Below are 17,532 nucleotides of genomic sequence, written 5' to 3'. Positions count from 1 at the left end.
AACTTTTACGAAATTGCCCGCAATTTTTTGAAATTGGGGGTTGATTTTTTGTTTTAAAACGTTTATTATCATACTCGTGGTTGGCACTCAGTTTTATTGAGTGCTAACATTCCGAGAGTCCTGTCGGCCACAGTGTCGGCGCACTCTCCCCAACTCGTTTAATACCAATATCATATAAGGAGGAACCTGTTATGAAACTCAAGCCCTTAGCTGACCGCGTCATTCTGAAGATGGTGGAGGCCGAGGAGACCACCAAGGGCGGCATCATCCTCACCGGCGCCGCCAAGGAGAAGCCCGAGGTGGCCGAGGTCCTGGCTGTGGGCCCCGGCGGCATGGTGGACGGCAAGGAGGTCACTATGACCGTGAAGGTGGGAGACAAGGTCATCACCAGCAAGTATTCCGGCACCCAGGTAAAGATCGACGGCGAAGAGGTGACCATCGTCCGTCAGAACGATATCCTGGCCATTGTAGAGTGAAATTCAGCGACGGCAATTAGGAATGAGAAACGTCGGATCGATGAATTGCCTGAGGCGGCAGTCGATCCCAATGGCTACGGTAAAGCCGGACCGCCGCAATTCCTAAGTTCTAACTCCTAATTTCTGATTCAAACTAAGTCTTCTCTAAATTGGAGGTAATGTGTTATGGCTAAAATCATTTGCTACGGCGAGGAAGCCCGCAAGGCTCTGGAAAAGGGCGTGGACCAGCTGGCTGACACCGTCAAGATCACTCTGGGCCCCAAGGGCCGCAACGTGGTGCTGGACAAGAAGTTCGGCGCCCCCCTCATCACCAACGACGGCGTGACCATCGCCAAGGAGATCGAGCTGGAGGACCCCTTTGAGAACATGGGCGCCCAGCTGGTGAAGGAGGTCTCCACCAAGACCAATGACGTGGCCGGTGACGGCACCACCACTGCTACCCTGCTGGCCCAGGCTATCGTGAAGGAGGGCCTGAAGAACCTGGCCGCCGGCGCCAACCCCATGGTCATGAAGAAGGGCATCGCCAAGGCCACTGCCGCCGCCATCGAGGCCATGAAGGTCAACAGCCAGAAGGTCAACGGCTCCGCTGACATCGCCCGCGTGGGCGCTGTCTCCTCCGGCGACGAGGCCATCGGCCAGCTGATCGCCGAGGCCATGGAGAAGGTGGGCCACGACGGCGTCATCACCATCGAGGAGTCTAAAACCGCCGAGACCTACTCCGAGGTAGTGGAGGGCATGCAGTTCGACCGCGGCTATGTCACCCCCTACATGGTCACCGACACTGAGAAGATGGAGGCCAACCTGGACGACGCCCTCATCCTCATCACCGACAAGAAGATCTCCAATATCCAGGAGTTGCTGCCCGTTCTGGAGCAGGTGGTCCAGTCCGGCAAGAAGCTGCTGATCATCGCTGAGGATGTGGAGGGCGACGCCCTGTCCACCCTGATCGTCAACCGCCTGCGCGGCACCCTGAACGTGGTGTGCGTCAAGGCCCCCGGCTTCGGCGACCGCCGCAAGGAGATGCTCCAGGATATCGCCATCCTCACCGGCGGCACTGTGATCTCCTCCGACGTGGGCCTGGAGCTGAAGGAGGCCACTCTGGATCAGTTGGGTCAGGCCCGCCAGGTGAAGGTCACCAAGGAGAACACCACCATCGTCAACGGCGCCGGCAGTTCCGAAGAGATCAAGGCCCGCATCGGCCAGATCAAGAGCCAGATCGAAGTCACCACCTCCGACTACGACAAGGAGAAGCTCCAGGAGCGTCTGGCCAAGCTGGCTGGCGGCGTAGCCGTTATCAAGGTGGGCGCTGCCACCGAGGTGGAGATGAAGGAGAAGAAGCTGCGCATCGAGGACGCCCTGAACGCTACCCGCGCTGCTGTGGAGGAAGGCATCGTGGCCGGCGGCGGCACCGCCTATCTGAACGCCATCCCCGCCGTGGAGAAGCTTTACGCTGAGACTGAGGGCGACGAAAAGACCGGTCTGCAGATCGTGGCCCGCGCACTGACCGCCCCCGTGAAGCAGATCGCTGCCAACGCCGGCATTGATGGCTCTGTGGTGCTGGAGAAGATCCGCGAGTCCGGCAAGGTGGGCTACGGTTTCGACGCCTACAACGAGGTCTACTGCGACATGATCCCCACTGGCATTGTTGACCCCACCAAGGTGACCCGCTCCGCTCTGGAGAACGCCGCCTCTATTGCCTCTACTCTCCTGACCACCGAATCCCTGGTGGCCGATAAGCCTCAGCCTCCCGCACCTGCAGCCCCCGCCGCTCCCGACATGGGCGGCATGTACTAAAAAATAGCCCCTGACCCTTGATACCGCTGGATCTTCTGTGGCTGGTGTCCCCGATTTACACCAAATCTACACCAATTCAGCGCTTGATAGGCAGAATATCAGCCCGCCGGTTCCTTTCGGAGCCGGCGGGCTGATCATGTTTATGTATCTACTTTTCAGTCGTGACCACAAGAACTCTGGTCGTAAATTCTTCAGACTGTAAGTATCTGAAAATCACTCAATGCCATTTTGGGGATAGCTGCTAACGGGTTTGGATCACTGACCCCTGTACGCGATCAGATGCCCATCGGCCGCTCTGGTCGAAGGCACTTCTTTCCCAGCATATCATATCCGCGCAGGATCTCTCTGACGATGGGAGCCAGCGCAGAGAGATCCGTGAAGTCCACCTGTTTTCCGTAAGTCTCCAGCAGCGCCTGGTCCTCAGCGGACCTCTGCCGCGCCGGCTTCCTGCGCAGGGAGAAGCACATTGCGGCCATCATGGCCCGGTGGCGTGGGGACAGAACGGCATAGTCAATACTGCCCCGGAGGTGGAAGAGAACGGCCCGCTCCGAAAGCTCCGGCGGCAGCTGCTTTTGAAGTGCCGCGCGAATATGCGCCCGGTTCTGCGGCTCCGCAGGGTCGGCCAGACCCACAGTGGCCACGATCAGCCGCTGGCCATCCCCGAGGGAAAGTCCTTTCATTGCCTGCTTGAGCCCCAGCACCCCGCCGGCATAGAGCGCCCCAAGATAGACAAGGATACTCCCCTCAGCCAGCCTGTGGAATTCCCCACAGGGGATGGCGGGCAGGCCGGTGAGCCGGGAGAGCTCCTCCGCATACCGGCGGGTCGTGCCGTATTTGCTGCCATAGACGATGAGCCCATCCATCTGTGAAAATGCCTCCCTTTGCACAGCGCATTTATCCAGCCCTGCGGTAAAATTTACGTTTACGACAGAGCGGCGATGATCTTCTCCATGGCGGCGTAGCTGGGCATGGCGGCCACCTGGGTGATCTCCGCGGCCAGGTGGGGGACGCCGAAGTGGTCTTCGTCGGCGTCCGTGCCGGATACCTCGGTGCGGAAGCCGTGATTTTCCCAGGCCAGGCGCTGGACCTCCTCGTCCAGCAGGGCGTCGATGCCCGCCTCTCCTGCCTCATCCAGAGCGATGAAGATATGGGAGGACCAGACGGTGGGGGTGGGGTAGATCAGCACGATGTCATCCTTCAGCTGCGCCCAGTCCTCCGGGTTTTCCACAGCGAACTCCAGCAGCTGGTTCTCATAGCCGGCGATCACAGGCTTGGCCCCCATGCCGGTCTTGAGGAACTGGTCGAACAGGTCGGAGGAGGACGCCTCCATATAGCCCAGCTTTTCGAAGATGGCCTTCAGGCGGGGCAGCACGGCCTCCACACTGTCCGCATCCGCCACCCCGCCGCACAGCACATTGGCCAGCAGCCCCGCAAACATATTGCCGGAGTTGGAGCGCACAGGGTCGGTGGTGTTGGCCGCCACGGTGCCGTAGAGCTCCGGCAACCCCAGATCCGCCCAGGCGGTGCCCGTCTCGATCTCCACCACCAGACCGGCCATGTCCATGTAGTAGACCCCGTCCCGCTCTGTCACCAGTCCCTCTTTCTGGAACGCCTCCAGGATGGGCCGGTGGGTGTAGAGGACGATGGGGGTGTTGAACACGATCTGGCTCTTGTCCGGCGCGCCGTAGAGCTGCTGGTAGTACTCCAGGGCGGTCTGGCTGGAGGGAAAGAGGAAGTCCCGGCCCTCGTGGTCCGCCGCCACCATGTCCAGGGAGCCCGCCTTGGCATAGTCCAGCGTCAGGCTGTACTCCCGTTCCAGGATGTCCTGTACCGCCTCATCCTCCAGCAGGCCGATCTTCTCGCCCCCCACGTAGCCCCGCAGAACGGTGGGCTCCGGCTGGGGGCCGCCGCCCAGCAGCAGATAGATCGCCGCCGCAGCGATGACGGCCAGCAGAATGATCAGACCGATCCATTTTGATTTGCTTCCCATTGGAATCCCTCCGTGTTCAGCAGGCCCTCCATGACCTTCATGTCCGCCTCCGCGTCGAACCGCTCCGAGGCCATCAGCTGGCTGAGCTGTTCCTCGAATCCGGTCTTCAGTTTTGGCAAAATGGCCCGCACCTTCCGCTGGAACTCCCGCACCTCGGAAGTCCCCAGCCCCGCGTCCTGGAAGTTCACATACTGCCCCAGGATCCGGCCCACCGTGTCCAGATAGTAGATGAGGAAGCGGTTGGCCGACGAAATCTTCTCCGGATGCTCCCGGAGATACCGATAGAGGCGATCCCCCGTCTCCGTGAGGGCCAGGGCGTCCTCATGGGTCCGGACGTCCGTGATGCGGCCGGCGGCCGAACGGATGGCCTTCAGATCCCGCTCCGCCTCCTCCATCAGGGCCCGCATCTCGCCGCCGTCTGGCCGCTGGGCGAAATAGAGGGTGATGGGATCCGCCTTTGGGGCCAGCAGGAACCACACTCCCAGATAGATTCCAACTCCCAGCGCGGCGCTGAACAGGAAATTCCAGCGTAGCCCCAGGGCCAGGACAAAAAAGGCCGCGACCCCCACGCCCAGCGACAGTCCCAGCTGCCGGAGCTGTCCTTTCTTCATCTCAGTTGTACCCCTTCACACTGCGGAAGGCCCCGATCAGGTCCTCCCGACCGTCGAAGACCCGGGCGTGGGTCAGTTCCGCCAGCTCCTCCAGCTGGGTGGGATCGGCGGAGCCGAACATGATAGAGAACACCGGCACATCCGCCCCGAAGGCCTCGTAGCCGTCCCGGAAGTCGGAAAAACTCCCGTCGGACACCCCGTCCGTCAGCAGGATGATGGCAGGGGTGTATTGGCTCAGGTCGTAGTCATCCAGTTGCCGCAGGCCCTCCATGGCGGCATAATAGATGTCGGTGCCGCCGTAGGCTACCTCCGCCTCCACCTGGTCGTAGAGATCCTCCAGCTCCGCCCCGTTGCCCTCGGCGGTGTAGACGTCCCGGGGGTAGCCCTCAAAGGGGATGAGGATATTGACCTCGTGTTCCGAGGCCTGGAGCAGATTTTGCTCTGCGTTCTCCTGGATCAGGATCTGGCTCATGGCCTCCACCATCTGTTCCCGGCCGATCCCCTCCATGCTGCCGGAGTAGTCCAGACAGTAGACCGTGAGGGAGGGCTTGCGGAACTCCGTCTGGTACAGGTTCAGACACTCCATGAGCACATCGGTGGAGGGCATCCGGATGGGGGAGAGCACTCGGTCCGGCTGGATGCCCCAGTCGGCGCGGAACACGTCGGCGTTCTCCGCCGACACCCCCTCGTAACCGGTGCGGCGGCCGGTGCGCTGGATCTCGTTTTGCACCTCGTCGGACAGGAGATACTCCTGTAAATCCAGAAAGGCCTGTTCCTTCTCGGCGTCCCCGTTGTCCACATAGCCCAGGGGGGAGTCAGCGATGGACAGGCCGTCGTAGGGGTAGACGGCGTACAGCGTCTCCTCCCCCCGCGCCTCCAGCTCTTGATTGGCGCTGATGATGAGGCACTCATAGTTCACCATGGCGTCGTAGCCACCGGTGAGGAACAGGTCCTTCAGCCAGTCAGAGCTTCCGGAGGACCGGTCCACGCCGGAGAGCAACTGGGTGATCTGCTCCGAGAGGCCGGGGGTCTGGAGGCTCTCCGACGTGATCACATCCGGATTGCCCAGCAGGGCGTAGAGGAAGCCGATGTAGGCGCTACACCCGGAATTGGACTGGGTGGCGGAGGTCATGCAGAACTCCAGCTCCCCCGCCTGGATGGCGGAGAGCAGGTCGCTGACCGACACCTCCCGGCCCACAAAACCCAGCTCCTCCGCCAGGCTCTGGCGGATGCCGAAGACCACCGGGGTGATGGAGATGGACTGGGCGTGCTTCACCCGGTACTGGGTGTCCCCGGCGGTGAGCCACAGGCTACTGGCCGGCCACACCGCGTCGTAGTCGATGGTCTCCCCCTGGAGGGCGCGCATGATGTCCAGGGAGCCCTGGTAGTCCATCTCGATGTTCACGCCCCGCTCCCGGACGAAGTCATCCAGGATACCCTCCAGCTCCTGGTTCTCCGAGCCGGAGAGAATGCGCAGGGTCACGTCCCCGCCGTAGTTGAAAGCCTGCTCTCCGCTGGCGGGATCGCTGGCGGAGGCGGTGCTGTCAGACGATGCCGGGCCACAGGCTGTCAAAAGCAATGCAAATGCCAGGATACATGCGGATAAAACTGCGCGTTTCATAGCAGCAGATCCTTCCTTTTCAGATGTGGTGCGCAGGCAGCGCAAGCCTATGCGCGGAATATATAAAATAATCCTAATCTACCATATCACAGCCGGCTTGCGCCCACTACCGCGGCGCAGTAAAATGCGTGTAAAATTTGTGCATCATCCTGGAAAATGAACGCATCCCCCATGTGCGGGCATGGGGGATGCGTTCATCCGTCTGGAAAATAGTCCTTTTTCATCCGGTGCAGCGACTGGAGACGCTGCGTACCTTCGTCTCCCAACCGTTCCGCCACAGCGACTGCCAGAGCATCCAGCAGGGCGGCGGGAGCTGCCATAGAGTGATACTCCTTCTCTGTCCCCCGGTAGGCAAAGAGGCTGATGTCCGCCCGCTCCTCCGCGGGCAGGCAGGTGCGGCCCACAAAGGCCAAGGTCCGATAGCCGGCGGACCGGCTGTGCTCCAGGAGGATGCGGCCCTCCCGGGAGAGCTTGGAGAAGCTGAACAGCACCACCAGATCGTTCTCCGCCGCTTGCGCGAGTCCTTCCAGCAGTTCAGAACCGCCGGAGGGAAGGAGAGACACCTGTAAGCCCAGCCGCCGCAGGCGGAAATGGAGCAGCTGTGCCATGGAAGCGGAGGCGTTTTTTCCGTGAAGAAACACCCGCCGGGCAGAACAGAGAGCCTCCACCGCCCGGTCAAATTCCCCGGTGGAGAGCTGCTGTATGGTCGTCTCCAGGTACGCCCGCTGCCGCTCCAGCCAGGCCTGTGGGGAAAAACGCGCTCCCTGACTGAGTGTGGCCGCCAGCTTTACCGCCGGGCCTGGAGACTGCTCCAGCACCAGAGATTTCAGCGCCTTGAAGTCCCGGCAGCCCACATGGCGGGCGAAGCGGGAGACCGTGGCGTCGGAGAGCTCCAGCCGCTGGGCCAGTTGGCCGATGGAAGAAAACAGGAAAGCATCCGTGTTGGTGTTGATATAGTCCAGGATCTTCTGCTCCGCCCGGGTCAGTTCCCCGGCCGGGGTGGGAAGGTGCAGGTCCATGACAACCCCCTCATTCTTTCAAAATTGCTTGCAGCGCGCTGTGGAGCCGCCCGTTAGAGGCCAGCAGAGGCCCGCCCTCCCGGAGGGATAGGGGGCTGCCGTCGGGGGCGGTGACTTTTCCTCCAGCCTCCGCCGCGATGCGCATTCCGGCGGCGTAGTCCCAGGGCTGGAGAGACAGTTCCACATAGCCGTCCAGCCGTCCGCAGGCCACCCAGCACAGGTCCAGGCTGGCGCAGCCGGTGCGGCGCACGTCCTGACACCGGTCATACAGCGCCCGCATCTGCCGGAAAGCCGCATCCGCCAGCTCCCGGCGGCCTGGGACGGTGCCCGTGGACAGGAGGCTGTCCTCCAGCCGGGAGACATCGCTGACGTGGATCGGGACTCCGTTTCGGAGCGCTCCGCCGCCCCGGCGGGCGGTGAAGTACTCCTCCGTATAAGGATTGTATACCACACCAAAGACAGCTTGTCCACCCTCCGCCAGAGCCAAGGAGATGGCGCTGTGCCGGAAGCTGTGGATCAGGTTGGTGGTGCCGTCCACCGGATCCAGGATCCAGCAGGGGCGGCTCCAGTCCAGCCCCGTATTGTCCTGCTCCTCTCCCATAAACTGGACATCCGGGGCCAGGGCGGCCAGACGCTTCCGCAGAAACGCCTGTACCGCCACGTCCACATTGGTCACATAGTCCGTTTCGCCCTTGGAGCGGATGCTCTGAACGGCGGCGGGATCGGTCAGCAGTTCCCCCGCCTCCAATACCGTCTGGACGGCCCCCTCCGCCAGGGAATCCGTCAGGGCGGTCATGCGGTGGCCTCCCGGGTCAGAATGGCCACGTAGTCGCCTCCCAGGGCATGGATCTCCTTCAAGGACCGCTTCAGCAGACAGGCGGTGCGCACCTGGAAGGCGGCGGTGTCGGAGAGATCAATGGCGTAGCGGCCGGCTGTCATCTCCCCATAGAGGGCGGGGACGGTGTCCACCTCCCGTTCAAAGACCGTGGTGACGCAGCCGTACTGCACCGCCTGATGGGTGTCGCTGCCGGACACCACAGGGATGCCCAGCTTTTTCCCCAGGTCATGGGTGAGCCGCTCCGTCCTCTCCCGGTCAAGAGCCAGGTCTTTCCCATTCAGATCCAGAAATTTCAGGCGGTGAAGCTGCTCCTCCGGCAGATCGGGCACATGGCCGGGGGCGCGGAAGGGGTGGCCGCAGCCCACCACCACCGGATAGTCCCCGAACAGGTCCATCAGCCCCTCGAAGGGCAGGAAGGAGCCCTTCTCCTTGTGTTTCTCCAGCCGGCGGTTCAGCTCCAGAATGGCCTCCAGGGGCCCGATGGACAGGATATGGCCCCCCTCGGCCACATCGGTCTCCATGCCGGGGAAAATTTTCAGGCCGTTCTCCAGCTCCAGAGCGTCCCCGGTTCTCCGGCTCACGGAGGTGATGTAGCCGTACACATCGGCAAACTGGAGGGTGTTGAAGTGCTCCGTCAAGCACAGGGCGTCCAGTCCGGCCTGTCTGGCCTCGCCGAAGAGCCAGTCGGTGTAGGCGGTGGAAAATGGGAGCTTTTTGGCCAGCTTCCCGTGGGTGTGAAAATCCAGGCGCAAGAGAAATGACCTTCTTTCTTACAGCAGTGTGGAGATCAGGACGGCCACCGCCACCACCAGAAAGGAGATGGCCAGGAACAGTCCATCGTTATAAGTGACCTTCAGGGCGGCCAGCTTGATCTTTTTCACGGACTTGTTCACCGCCGCGTACCGGTAGCCCCGCAGCTCCAGGGCCTCCACCGTGGTGCGGGAGCGCTTGGCGGTGTTGAGCATCAGGGGGTAGAAGGACTGCATGATGATCTTCACCTGATAAATCAGATACCTCACCTTGCCGCCGAAGGTCTCGTGAGCCGGGGGATTGCCCCGAAGGCGGTAGGAGAGCAGCACATTCTGGAACTCCTCCATCAGCATGGGCAGCATCCGGTAGGCGTAGGAGATGGAGAAGCTCAGCCGCTCTGGGCAGCCGTACCACATCAGGCCGTTGGACAGCTTGTCCGGGTCCAGCCCGGAGAATACCGTCACCGAGGCCAGGGAGATGGTGGCCACCTTCAGGGTGAGGATCAGCAGGGGCGCCACTGCGGAGGCGTCGCCTCCGAACAGCAGCGTCACGATAAAGAGATACCCTGTCTGAGAGAACACCCCCAGGGCAAAGAGGAACAGCACCAGCCCCGCCACTCTCGCCAGGAGGGTGGTGGCCATCACCAGCAGGAAGCACCCCAGCAGGAAGGGAATGTCGCTCACGAACCAGGGCACCAGGCCGAAGAACAGATACCAGGCCAGCAGGATTCGGGGGTCCAGGCCGGCGATCACGGTGTCATCGTTGCCATAGGCGTTCTTCAGCACCTGATTGCGCAGGAAGTCCATGGAGAGCTTATCCAGGATGCTCTCCGAGAGTTTTGCGGTCAATTTTTCCACAGCGGTCACGCCTCCTGAAAAGACGATAGGAACTCGTCGATGGTATAGCACAGGGCTCGCCTGTCTAAAGCCTGCCCCATGGTGAAGATCTCCGGCGGGCGGATGCCTACCTGTTCCACCACATCGGCCCGGGCAAAGATCTCGTCCCGGGACCCGTCCGCCACCACACGCCCGCCCCGCAGCACAATGATCCGCTCCGCCCACTGACACACCAGCTGCATGTCGTGGGTGGCGATGACGGCGGTCTGGATGATGTCCTTCATATCCGAGAGCACCGCCATGATCTCCCGCCGGGTGGCGATGTCCAGATTGGCGGTGGGCTCATCCAGCAGCAGGATGCCCGGGTTCAGGGCGATGCCGATGGCCAAACTGGCCCGGCGCATCTGGCCGCCGGACATGAGGCGGCCGTCCCGGTCTGCCAGCTCTGTCAGCCGGAACCGCTCCAGCAGCTCCGCGGTGCGCTTCTCCCACTCCGGGACCTTCCGCGCCTCCATGGCATAGGCGATGTCGGCCCGGATGGAGTCCTTGATGAACATCTCCTCCGGGTTCTGGTAGACCAGGGAGATCTGCCGGGACAGATCCTCAGCCTTTTTGTCTCCGATGGCCTCCCCAAACAGGGACACCGTGCCGGCATTGGGCTTCAGCAGGCCCACCATCAGCTTCATCAGGGTGGACTTGCCCGCCCCATTGGAGCCGATGAGGGCCACCTTCTCCCCCTTGCGGATGTCCAGATCCAGCCCGTCAAAGACGGTGTGGGGCTCCCCCTTCACCGAGCGGTAGGCCAAAGATATGTCCTGGAAGGAGACTGCGCTCTCTCCGTCCGGGACAGCTGGCGCCGGACGTTCCCGGGAGATATAATGCAGTCCGGCGAAGGCGGCTTTTCCTCCCTCCACGGTGGTGGGCAGGGGGATGTCCGCCGGGAGACGGCCTGCCCTCCGCAGCCGGTGGGCCGCCTGGGTCACCTGGGGCGGGAAGATGTTGCATTCCTCCAGCTCCTCCACCCGCTGGAGGGCCTCCTCCGTGGGCAGCATCCAGCGCACCTGGCCGTCCTTCATCAGCATCACGTGCTTGCAGAAGTCGGCGATATACTCGGTGTGGTGCTCGATGACAAGGATGGTCTTGCCGTGGTTCTCATTCAAGTCCCGAAGGACCTCATAGATCCGGTCGGCGTGCATGGGGTCCAGCTGGGCGATGGGCTCATCCAGGATCAGAATGTCCGGCTGGAGGGACACCGCGCCGGCCAGGGCCAGCAGGTGGGTCTGGCCGCCGGAGAGCTGCCAGACGTACTCCTCCTCCCGGCCCTCCAGACCGCACTGCTTCAACGCGGTTCTGCCCCGCTCCAGGTAATCGGGAAAGGCGTAGTTCAGGCAGGAGTAAGAGGCGTCGTCCAGCACGGTGGGCCGGACGATCTGGTTTTCAAAGTCCTGATACACATAGCCCACCTTTTGGGCCAGGACACCCACGTCGCTCTCCAGCGTGTTCAGGCCGCACACCTGGACGCTCCCCTCCATAGTCCCCGTAATGAAGTGGGGGATCAGGCCGTTGAGGGCCTTGCACAAAGTGGACTTCCCGCAGCCGTTGTTGCCAACGACCGCCAGGAAGTCCCCTTTGGGAATTTGGAGGCTGATGTCCCGGAGTGTGGGCTGAGGGACGCCTGGGTAGGTGTAGGTCAGGCCGCCGATCTCAACCGCGTTCATCTCAGTTCACCGCAGACTTTTTCCCTGCGTTCTTCTTGATGACCAGCAGGGCGATGATGGCCACCGCGGCGGCGGCGACCATGCCTACAGCCAGGGCGGTGCCGCTCTCGGCCCACTCGGCCTCCCAGTCGATGAGGGACATGCCGGCGGTGGCGGCCAGCTCGGCTACGATGGCGCACACAAAGCCGACGGCGCACACGATCAGAGCCTTGGGGCTGATACCGCTGACGGCGCTCTCCGGGGTGCGGGGGGCCATGCCCAGCAGGGGCTCGATCTTGCCGTACAGCTTGGGCACCAGGTACAGGGTGGGCAGCAGGCAGAACAGGATCCCGGAGAACAGCAGATCGTTGAGGAAGGCAAAGCCCTCGGTGGCGAACACGCTCTCGGGAAGGCCGGCCACGGCCTCGAAGTCCTCCACCGCCAGCTGGACCTTCAGGATGTCCACCACGGTGCCCATCAGCAGCTGGGCGGCGGTTCCGGTGATGGCGGCTACACCCACCATGGCGCGGTTCTTCGGGTTTTTCACCAGCCGGCCGGCGATGTACACGCCGATGGTGACGGTGAGGAACTTCTCCAGCTCGCCCAGGCCGCCGAACTGGCCCAGCATGATCTCACTGAATACCAGCTCGCCGGTGGCGGCGCCCAAAGCGGCGGACAGGGGGTCGAACAGCATGGCCAGGGTCAGGGGAATGAACAGGAAGTACTCCACGGAGAACTCCACGACCCCCACCTGGAACTTGGGGATCAGTTCGGTGAACAGGGTGGCCAGCCCGTACAGGGACATGGACAGGACAAAGATCATCAGCTTCTGGGACTGTGTGGCAGTCTGCTTCTGTGCGATACTCATAGTATATTTTCCTCCCTATGATGGTGTGTTTCTCGCTCACACAGGCACAGTGTACCACCGGGATGTAAATTCTTCCCCCAAAGTCCTGTAAAATGTAAATAAATTTTCTTGTCTGCCGTGTTATGTAAGTTCTGCCCTCATTTACATCCGCATCGCCGCGTCCAGAGCCAAAGAGGAACGCTCGCACTCGTCAGGGAGCATGGTCAGCTGGACGCACAGGGGGCTGCCCTTCATGCGTGCGCTGGCGTAGGTCAATCCGTTGCTCCGGGTATCCAGCAGGGGATGGTCGATCTGGGCCGGGTCCCCCAGCAGCACCACCTTGGTGCCTTTTCCAACTCGCGTGATGATACCCTTGACCTGCCGCGGGGTCAGGTTCTGGGCCTCATCGATGATGAGCCAGGTGTCGGTGATGGACCGGCCACGCATAAAGTTCATGGCCTCGGCGGTGATGATGCCGGTATCGAAGAGGTAGTCAATGCGCCCCCGCAGTTCCTCCTCGCTGCGCCGGTCCTTTTTCTTCCCCTCCAGATCCAGCAGGATCTCCAGATTGTCCACAATGGGCCGCATGAGGGGAGAGATCTTCTCCTGCTCACTGCCCGGTAAGAAGCCGATATCCGCATCAAACTGGGCGTTGGGACGGCAGACAAGGATTTTGCGGTAGCGGCGCGCCTCCATTTCCAGTACCTGTTCCAGTCCGGCGGCCAGGGCGTAGAAGGTCTTGGCGGTGCCCGCCGGCCCTTGGATGATGGCCAGGGGCGCCTCCTCCACCGGCAGCAGCAGGGCCTCCTGCAGGAATTGCTGCCCCACGCTCCGGGGCTTGACGCCGAATGGGCGGACGCCGCCAAAGCGCAGGGCGGTGACCTTCCCCTCCCGGAAACGGCCCAGCATGGTCTTTTTCGGCTCGGTATCCGAGCGCAGAAGGACAAACTGGTTCTCGGTCAAGGAAACCGGCTTCCGCTCCCCCGCGCCGTCCACGGTATAGAGTTCTTCCGCCGGAGCTCCCTTTTTCTTGAACGCTGTGAGCAGGCCGTCCGAGATGTAGACCTCCGCCCGGCCGGTGTAGGGCTGGGCTCCATCCGGCAGCCGGTCGGTGGTGAAGTCCTCCGCCGGCACCTCCATCATCTGGGCCCGGATGCGGGCGACCATGTCCCGGCTCACCAGCGTCACCGGCGCTCCCTCGTCCATGAGGCCCCGACACACCTTCAGCACCCTTCCCGCCCGGCTGCCGGGTTCTATCCCTTGGGGAAGGGCCGCGTCCACATGGTTGACCTCCAGGCGCACGGTGCCTCCACTGGGCAGGGTCACGCCTTTTACCAGGTCTCCTTGGAGCCGTAATCTCTCCAGGAAGCGGAGCACATGCCGGGCGTTGTTTCCCGCTTCACCGTCAGCCCCCTTCCGATTATCCAACTCCTCCAGCACCGCCAGTGGCAGCACGATGTGGTTGTCCTCGAAGGACTCCAGAGCGTAGGGGGCCTGGAGGAGGGCATTGGCGTCCAGCACATAGGTCTTCTGCATACGTTGCGCCTGCCTTTCTGTTTTTTCATGCTTGGGAGCGGTGCCCGGAAAAACAGCGCCGGTTCGCCCCACAAGGGCGCAAACCGGCGCTGATCATGCTCTGTTGACTTTGATCGGACTTTTTGCAACTGTGCTCCATACTGCCGCTCCCAACCGATGCCTGCCGCATCCGTATCCAGTATAGCAAACGTCGCTCACGGTGCGCGACGGTGTTTCCATGAAGAGACCGCTAAATCTATGTGAAGCGCGCCGCCTGCGGGCCAGGTATCGTTCCGGCCCGCAGGCGGTTACAAAGAATTTACATGCCGCTACTTTCGGATTTTACAATGCTGGGATTACACTAATCTAAATTGGGAGGATACCCGGCTCCCTGTCCAAAACAAAATCGCAGGAGGAAACAGCATGAGAAAAGCAAGAAGGCCGGCGGCCATTGCCCTGGCCCTCGCTCTGGCGCTCCAGCTGGGCGCCGCAGTGCCGGCGGCAGCGGCGGACATCACCGCCACCGCCGGATATGAAAACGGTAATTCTTCCCTGAACCTGACCCAGATCGCCCGGTACACCTCCGGCCAGTTCAACGTGGACGGCGGCGTCATGGAAATCGTGGCCTACAACCGGGCCAACGGCTTTGCCTACGCCATCAACGGCCAGAGCGGCCTGCTGGCGGCCATTTCTCTGGAAAATCTCGCAGCCGGGAGCTCCGTCGCCCGGCTCAGCGGCACAGACATTGACGTGAAGGCCCTGGTGGAGGCGGCGGACAGCTCATTCCGCTATGGGGACATGACCTCCGTGGCCATCTCTCCGGACAGCGCCACCCTGGCCGCCGCCCTTCAGGCGGAGGGGTACAACGACGCCGGCCGGGTGGCCCTGTTCACCTGTAATGCCGACGGCACCCTCACCCTGAAAGGGCTGGTGGAGACCGGCGTGCAGCCAGACATGGTGACCTTTGCCGACAACGACACCGTCCTCACCGCCGACGAGGGAGAGCCCCGGGAGGGGTACGGCGACGGGATCGCCGACCCCAGAGGCTCGGTCACCGTGGTGGACGTGTCTGCTCTCACCAGTGAGGTGGTGGGCTTTGACGCCTTTGACGGCCGGCGGGACGAGCTGGCGGCCTCCGGCGTGGTGTTGAAGAAGGGCGTGAACCCCTCCACCGACCTGGAGCCAGAGTACATCGCCGTCTCTGGCGGCAAGGCCTATATCACCCTGCAGGAGAACAACGCCATCGCCGTGCTGGATCTGGCTTCCCGGACCTTTGACGGGATCTACTCCGCGGGCTTTGAGGACTACGGCGTCACCCCCGTCGACATCGACAAGAAGGACGACGCCTACGCCCCCAAGACCTACGGCGGCCTCATGGGCATCCGGATGCCCGATGCCATCGCCGCCTTCCAGGCGGAGGGCAAAACCTATCTGGTCACTGCCAACGAGGGGGACGCCCGGGAGTGGGGGGACAAGGATCTGGGCACCTTTTACCTCAATGAGGACGAGCGGGACTTCGGTGACGAGGGCGTGACCTCCCCCACTGGGGCCATCACAGCGGAGAACTCCGGCCTCACCGGCAAGGTGGTTTTTTTCAAGAGCGGGGATTTTGACGGTCTGGATACCGGTAAGGACTACCTCTTCGGCGGCCGCACCTTCACCCTCTATGAGGCCGGTGCGGACGGCCTGACCGAGGTGTTTACCAGCGGGGACGACTTCGAGGCCCTCACCGCCCAGTACCTGCCCGACTACTACAACTGCTCCAACGACAACGCCGTGGTGGACGACCGCTCCGGCAAGAAAGGGCCGGAGGCGGAGAGCGTCACCGTGGGCACGGTGGACGGCCGTACCTATGCCTTTGTGGCTCTGGAGCGCACCGGCGGCGTCATGGTCTATGACGTGACCGAGCCTGCCTCCGCCCAGTACGTGAACTACATTAACACCCGGGATTTCGCCTCCATAGTGGAGGGCTCCGAGGAGTATGAGGACGGGGAGCTGGACAAGTGGGTCACCGGCGGCGATGTGGCCCCCGAGGGTCTGCTGTTCCTGAGTGATGCCGTCAGCCCCACCGGAGAGGCCCTGCTGCTGGCAGCCTGTGAGGTATCCGGCACGGTGGCTGTCTATCAGGTGGGCGGCGAGCCCCTGTCCGTCCTGCCCTTCACCGATGTGGAGGCCCGGGATGCCCAGGCGGTGCGCTATGTCTGTGAGAACGGCCTGATGGCTGGCATCACCGAGACCCAGTTTGCCCCCGACCAGACCCTAACCCGGGGGGAGATGACCTCCATCCTGTGGAAGCTGGCGGGCAGTCCCCAGGTGGCGGCGGACGCCGCCGGCTTTGTGGACACCGCCGGAGCGGACTGTGCCGGAGCGGTGGCCTGGGCCGCCGACAACGGCGTCGTCAGCGGCTACGGCGACAGCCGCTTCGGACCCGCTGACCCCGTCACTCGGGAACAGATGTCCCTTATGCTCCTGCGCTACGCCCAGTACGCGGGGATGGACACCGCCCAGGGCGGCATGACCGTCCGGGAGTTCGCCGACTATGACCAAATCGCCGGCTACGCCCTGGAGGCCGTGGCCTGGACAGTGGAGGCCGGTTTGCTCACCGGGAACTCCTCGGATACGCTGGCCCCCGGCCAGGCGGCCACTCGGGTACAGACCGCCCAGGCTCTGCTGGCCCTGTCCCAGATGGCGGGCTGACCGAGAACAGCAAAAGTTACCAATTATAAAACCGAGGCAGGAGTGGAACTTGCGTTCTTCCTGCCTCGGTTTTTGTGTTGCCGGTCAGTCCAGCAGATCGGCATTCCAGTCGATGATCCGCCCTGTCTGGGGATCGATTTCAAACTCGTACTTCATGCCGTCCAGGAACAGCTCCCCTTCGTAACGTCCCCGGCCGTCGCCGGACTCTTCCCAGACAGATACGTCCGCCGCACTGGCGCCGGAAACCTTGCCGGCCACGATGGAAGTGGCCTCCTCCGCTGTGACAGGGCTGCCGTCCAGAGCGTCCAGCCACTCCTCGTCCACCTCGTAGTCCGCCCCCACGATGCGTCCGTCGGCCATGGCCACCTCAAAGTCGTAGTCGCCGTAGTCCGTCTCGAACTCGATGTCGTAGAGGGGGATGCCGTTGTCGCTGTCGGTCTCGGTTTTGACGTTGTATGCGTCCCCCTCCGGCACCCCGGCGTTGGCCAGAGCGATGGCCAGGGCCTCCTCCCGGCTGATTTCCCCGGCGGCGACTTCCCCCTCCGGGGCGGGGGACACAGGTGGCGTCTGCCCCTGGCCGGCGGGCGTTTCCGGAACGGAGGACGCCGGGGGAGTCTGGCCGCCGGAGGGAGCTGTCCCGCCGGGTGCGGTATCGCCCGCCTGTCCGCCGCAGCCGGTCAGGCAGGCCAGCAAAAGCGCCGCTGTCAAACCGAAAGAAATGATCTGTTTCATCCTGCGCACCCCTCTCTGCTTTTGTGTCCCTATCCTATCACAGAGGGCTTCGATACACAACCCATCCAAGGGAACGCAAGACCGCCCCATCCATTTCTTTACATACATT

The 17,532-nt window shown here is 62.7% G+C and carries 15 protein-coding genes; 3 read left to right on the top strand and 12 right to left on the bottom strand.

The features are described from left to right. The first annotated feature begins 191 nt into the window (after positions 1 to 191). Positions 192 to 476, top strand: a complete 285-nt coding sequence (locus L9O85_RS03040; protein WP_050622601.1) for a co-chaperone GroES — start codon at positions 192 to 194, stop codon at positions 474 to 476. 165 nt (positions 477 to 641) lie between these two features. Beyond that, positions 642 to 2,270, top strand: coding sequence for a chaperonin GroEL (groL, locus tag L9O85_RS03035; protein ID WP_050622602.1), 1,629 nt, complete (start codon positions 642 to 644; stop codon positions 2,268 to 2,270). A gap of 275 nt (positions 2,271 to 2,545) precedes the next feature. Here groL and L9O85_RS03030 read toward each other — a convergent pair whose 3' ends face one another. The 11 genes from L9O85_RS03030 to L9O85_RS02980 all read right to left on the bottom strand — a co-directional run bounded on the left by L9O85_RS03030 (position 2,546) and on the right by L9O85_RS02980 (position 14,015). Then, positions 2,546 to 3,133, bottom strand: a complete 588-nt coding sequence (locus L9O85_RS03030; protein ID WP_301579550.1) for a flavodoxin domain-containing protein — start codon at positions 3,131 to 3,133, stop codon at positions 2,546 to 2,548. A gap of 59 nt (positions 3,134 to 3,192) precedes the next feature. After that, positions 3,193 to 4,260, bottom strand: coding sequence for a hypothetical protein (locus L9O85_RS03025; protein WP_301579548.1), 1,068 nt, complete (start codon positions 4,258 to 4,260; stop codon positions 3,193 to 3,195). Next, positions 4,230 to 4,871, bottom strand: coding sequence for a 5-bromo-4-chloroindolyl phosphate hydrolysis family protein (locus L9O85_RS03020; RefSeq protein ID WP_301579547.1), 642 nt, complete (start codon positions 4,869 to 4,871; stop codon positions 4,230 to 4,232). The genes L9O85_RS03025 and L9O85_RS03020 overlap by 31 nt, the downstream gene beginning before the upstream one ends. A gap of 1 nt (position 4,872) precedes the next feature. Then, positions 4,873 to 6,492 carry a VWA domain-containing protein gene (locus tag L9O85_RS03015; protein ID WP_301579545.1) on the bottom strand — a complete coding sequence of 540 codons (1,620 nt, stop codon included), beginning with the start codon at positions 6,490 to 6,492 and terminating at the stop codon, positions 4,873 to 4,875. Positions 6,493 to 6,686: 194 nt separating this feature from the next. Continuing rightward, positions 6,687 to 7,511 (bottom strand): MurR/RpiR family transcriptional regulator, encoded by an 825-nt coding sequence (locus L9O85_RS03010; RefSeq protein WP_301579543.1) that lies wholly within the window; start codon positions 7,509 to 7,511, stop codon positions 6,687 to 6,689. A gap of 10 nt (positions 7,512 to 7,521) precedes the next feature. Beyond that, positions 7,522 to 8,307: an inositol monophosphatase family protein gene (locus L9O85_RS03005; RefSeq protein ID WP_301579542.1), complete on the bottom strand. Its 786-nt coding sequence runs from the start codon at positions 8,305 to 8,307 to the stop codon at positions 7,522 to 7,524. Then, positions 8,304 to 9,101, bottom strand: a complete 798-nt coding sequence (locus L9O85_RS03000; protein ID WP_301579541.1) for a PHP-associated domain-containing protein — start codon at positions 9,099 to 9,101, stop codon at positions 8,304 to 8,306. Before L9O85_RS03000 ends, L9O85_RS03005 begins: the two co-directional genes overlap by 4 nt. A gap of 18 nt (positions 9,102 to 9,119) precedes the next feature. Next, complete coding sequence (locus tag L9O85_RS02995) at positions 9,120 to 9,956, bottom strand: energy-coupling factor transporter transmembrane component T family protein (protein ID WP_301579539.1); 837 nt, start codon at positions 9,954 to 9,956, stop codon at positions 9,120 to 9,122. Between the two features lie 5 nt (positions 9,957 to 9,961). After that, a complete protein-coding gene (locus tag L9O85_RS02990; protein WP_301579537.1) occupies positions 9,962 to 11,653 on the bottom strand; it encodes an ABC transporter ATP-binding protein in 1,692 nt (563 codons plus the stop codon). A 1-nt stretch (position 11,654) separates the two neighbouring features. Then, positions 11,655 to 12,500 carry a cell division protein FtsQ gene (locus tag L9O85_RS02985; RefSeq protein WP_301579536.1) on the bottom strand — a complete coding sequence of 282 codons (846 nt, stop codon included), beginning with the start codon at positions 12,498 to 12,500 and terminating at the stop codon, positions 11,655 to 11,657. A 141-nt stretch (positions 12,501 to 12,641) separates the two neighbouring features. Next, positions 12,642 to 14,015 (bottom strand): PhoH family protein, encoded by a 1,374-nt coding sequence (locus tag L9O85_RS02980; RefSeq protein WP_301579535.1) that lies wholly within the window; start codon positions 14,013 to 14,015, stop codon positions 12,642 to 12,644. Between the two features lie 402 nt (positions 14,016 to 14,417). Between L9O85_RS02980 and L9O85_RS02975 the strand changes: the two genes are divergently transcribed. Beyond that, entirely contained in the window at positions 14,418 to 16,691 is a 2,274-nt protein-coding gene (locus L9O85_RS02975; protein ID WP_301579533.1) for a choice-of-anchor I family protein, read from the top strand. An 84-nt stretch (positions 16,692 to 16,775) separates the two neighbouring features. Here the strand turns inward: L9O85_RS02975 and L9O85_RS02970 are convergent, their stop codons facing one another. Next, positions 16,776 to 17,423: a PepSY domain-containing protein gene (locus L9O85_RS02970; RefSeq protein WP_301579531.1), complete on the bottom strand. Its 648-nt coding sequence runs from the start codon at positions 17,421 to 17,423 to the stop codon at positions 16,776 to 16,778. Positions 17,424 to 17,532 lie beyond the last annotated feature (109 nt).

Source organism: Lawsonibacter asaccharolyticus (assembly GCF_022453915.1).
Lineage (GTDB): Bacteria > Bacillota > Clostridia > Oscillospirales > Oscillospiraceae > Lawsonibacter > Lawsonibacter asaccharolyticus.
This window is presented reverse-complemented; position numbering and strand designations above follow the sequence as displayed.

Bases quoted from the DNA above. Each gene is read 5' to 3' on its own strand.
- L9O85_RS03020 (WP_301579547.1), bottom strand. From the start codon at position 4,871: ATGAAGAAAGGACAGCTCCGGCAGCTGGGACTGTCGCTGGGCGTGGGG.
- L9O85_RS02970 (WP_301579531.1), bottom strand. From the start codon at position 17,423: ATGAAACAGATCATTTCTTTCGGTTTGACAGCGGCGCTTTTGCTGGCC.
- L9O85_RS02980 (WP_301579535.1), bottom strand. From the start codon at position 14,015: ATGCAGAAGACCTATGTGCTGGACGCCAATGCCCTCCTCCAGGCCCCC.
- L9O85_RS03010 (WP_301579543.1), bottom strand. From the start codon at position 7,511: ATGGACCTGCACCTTCCCACCCCGGCCGGGGAACTGACCCGGGCGGAG.
- L9O85_RS02975 (WP_301579533.1), top strand. From the start codon at position 14,418: ATGAGAAAAGCAAGAAGGCCGGCGGCCATTGCCCTGGCCCTCGCTCTG.
- L9O85_RS03025 (WP_301579548.1), bottom strand. From the start codon at position 4,260: ATGGGAAGCAAATCAAAATGGATCGGTCTGATCATTCTGCTGGCCGTC.
- L9O85_RS03040 (WP_050622601.1), top strand. From the start codon at position 192: ATGAAACTCAAGCCCTTAGCTGACCGCGTCATTCTGAAGATGGTGGAG.
- L9O85_RS02990 (WP_301579537.1), bottom strand. From the start codon at position 11,653: ATGAACGCGGTTGAGATCGGCGGCCTGACCTACACCTACCCAGGCGTC.
- L9O85_RS03030 (WP_301579550.1), bottom strand. From the start codon at position 3,133: ATGGATGGGCTCATCGTCTATGGCAGCAAATACGGCACGACCCGCCGG.
- groL (WP_050622602.1), top strand. From the start codon at position 642: ATGGCTAAAATCATTTGCTACGGCGAGGAAGCCCGCAAGGCTCTGGAA.
- L9O85_RS02985 (WP_301579536.1), bottom strand. From the start codon at position 12,500: ATGAGTATCGCACAGAAGCAGACTGCCACACAGTCCCAGAAGCTGATG.
- L9O85_RS03005 (WP_301579542.1), bottom strand. From the start codon at position 8,307: ATGACCGCCCTGACGGATTCCCTGGCGGAGGGGGCCGTCCAGACGGTA.
- L9O85_RS03015 (WP_301579545.1), bottom strand. From the start codon at position 6,492: ATGAAACGCGCAGTTTTATCCGCATGTATCCTGGCATTTGCATTGCTT.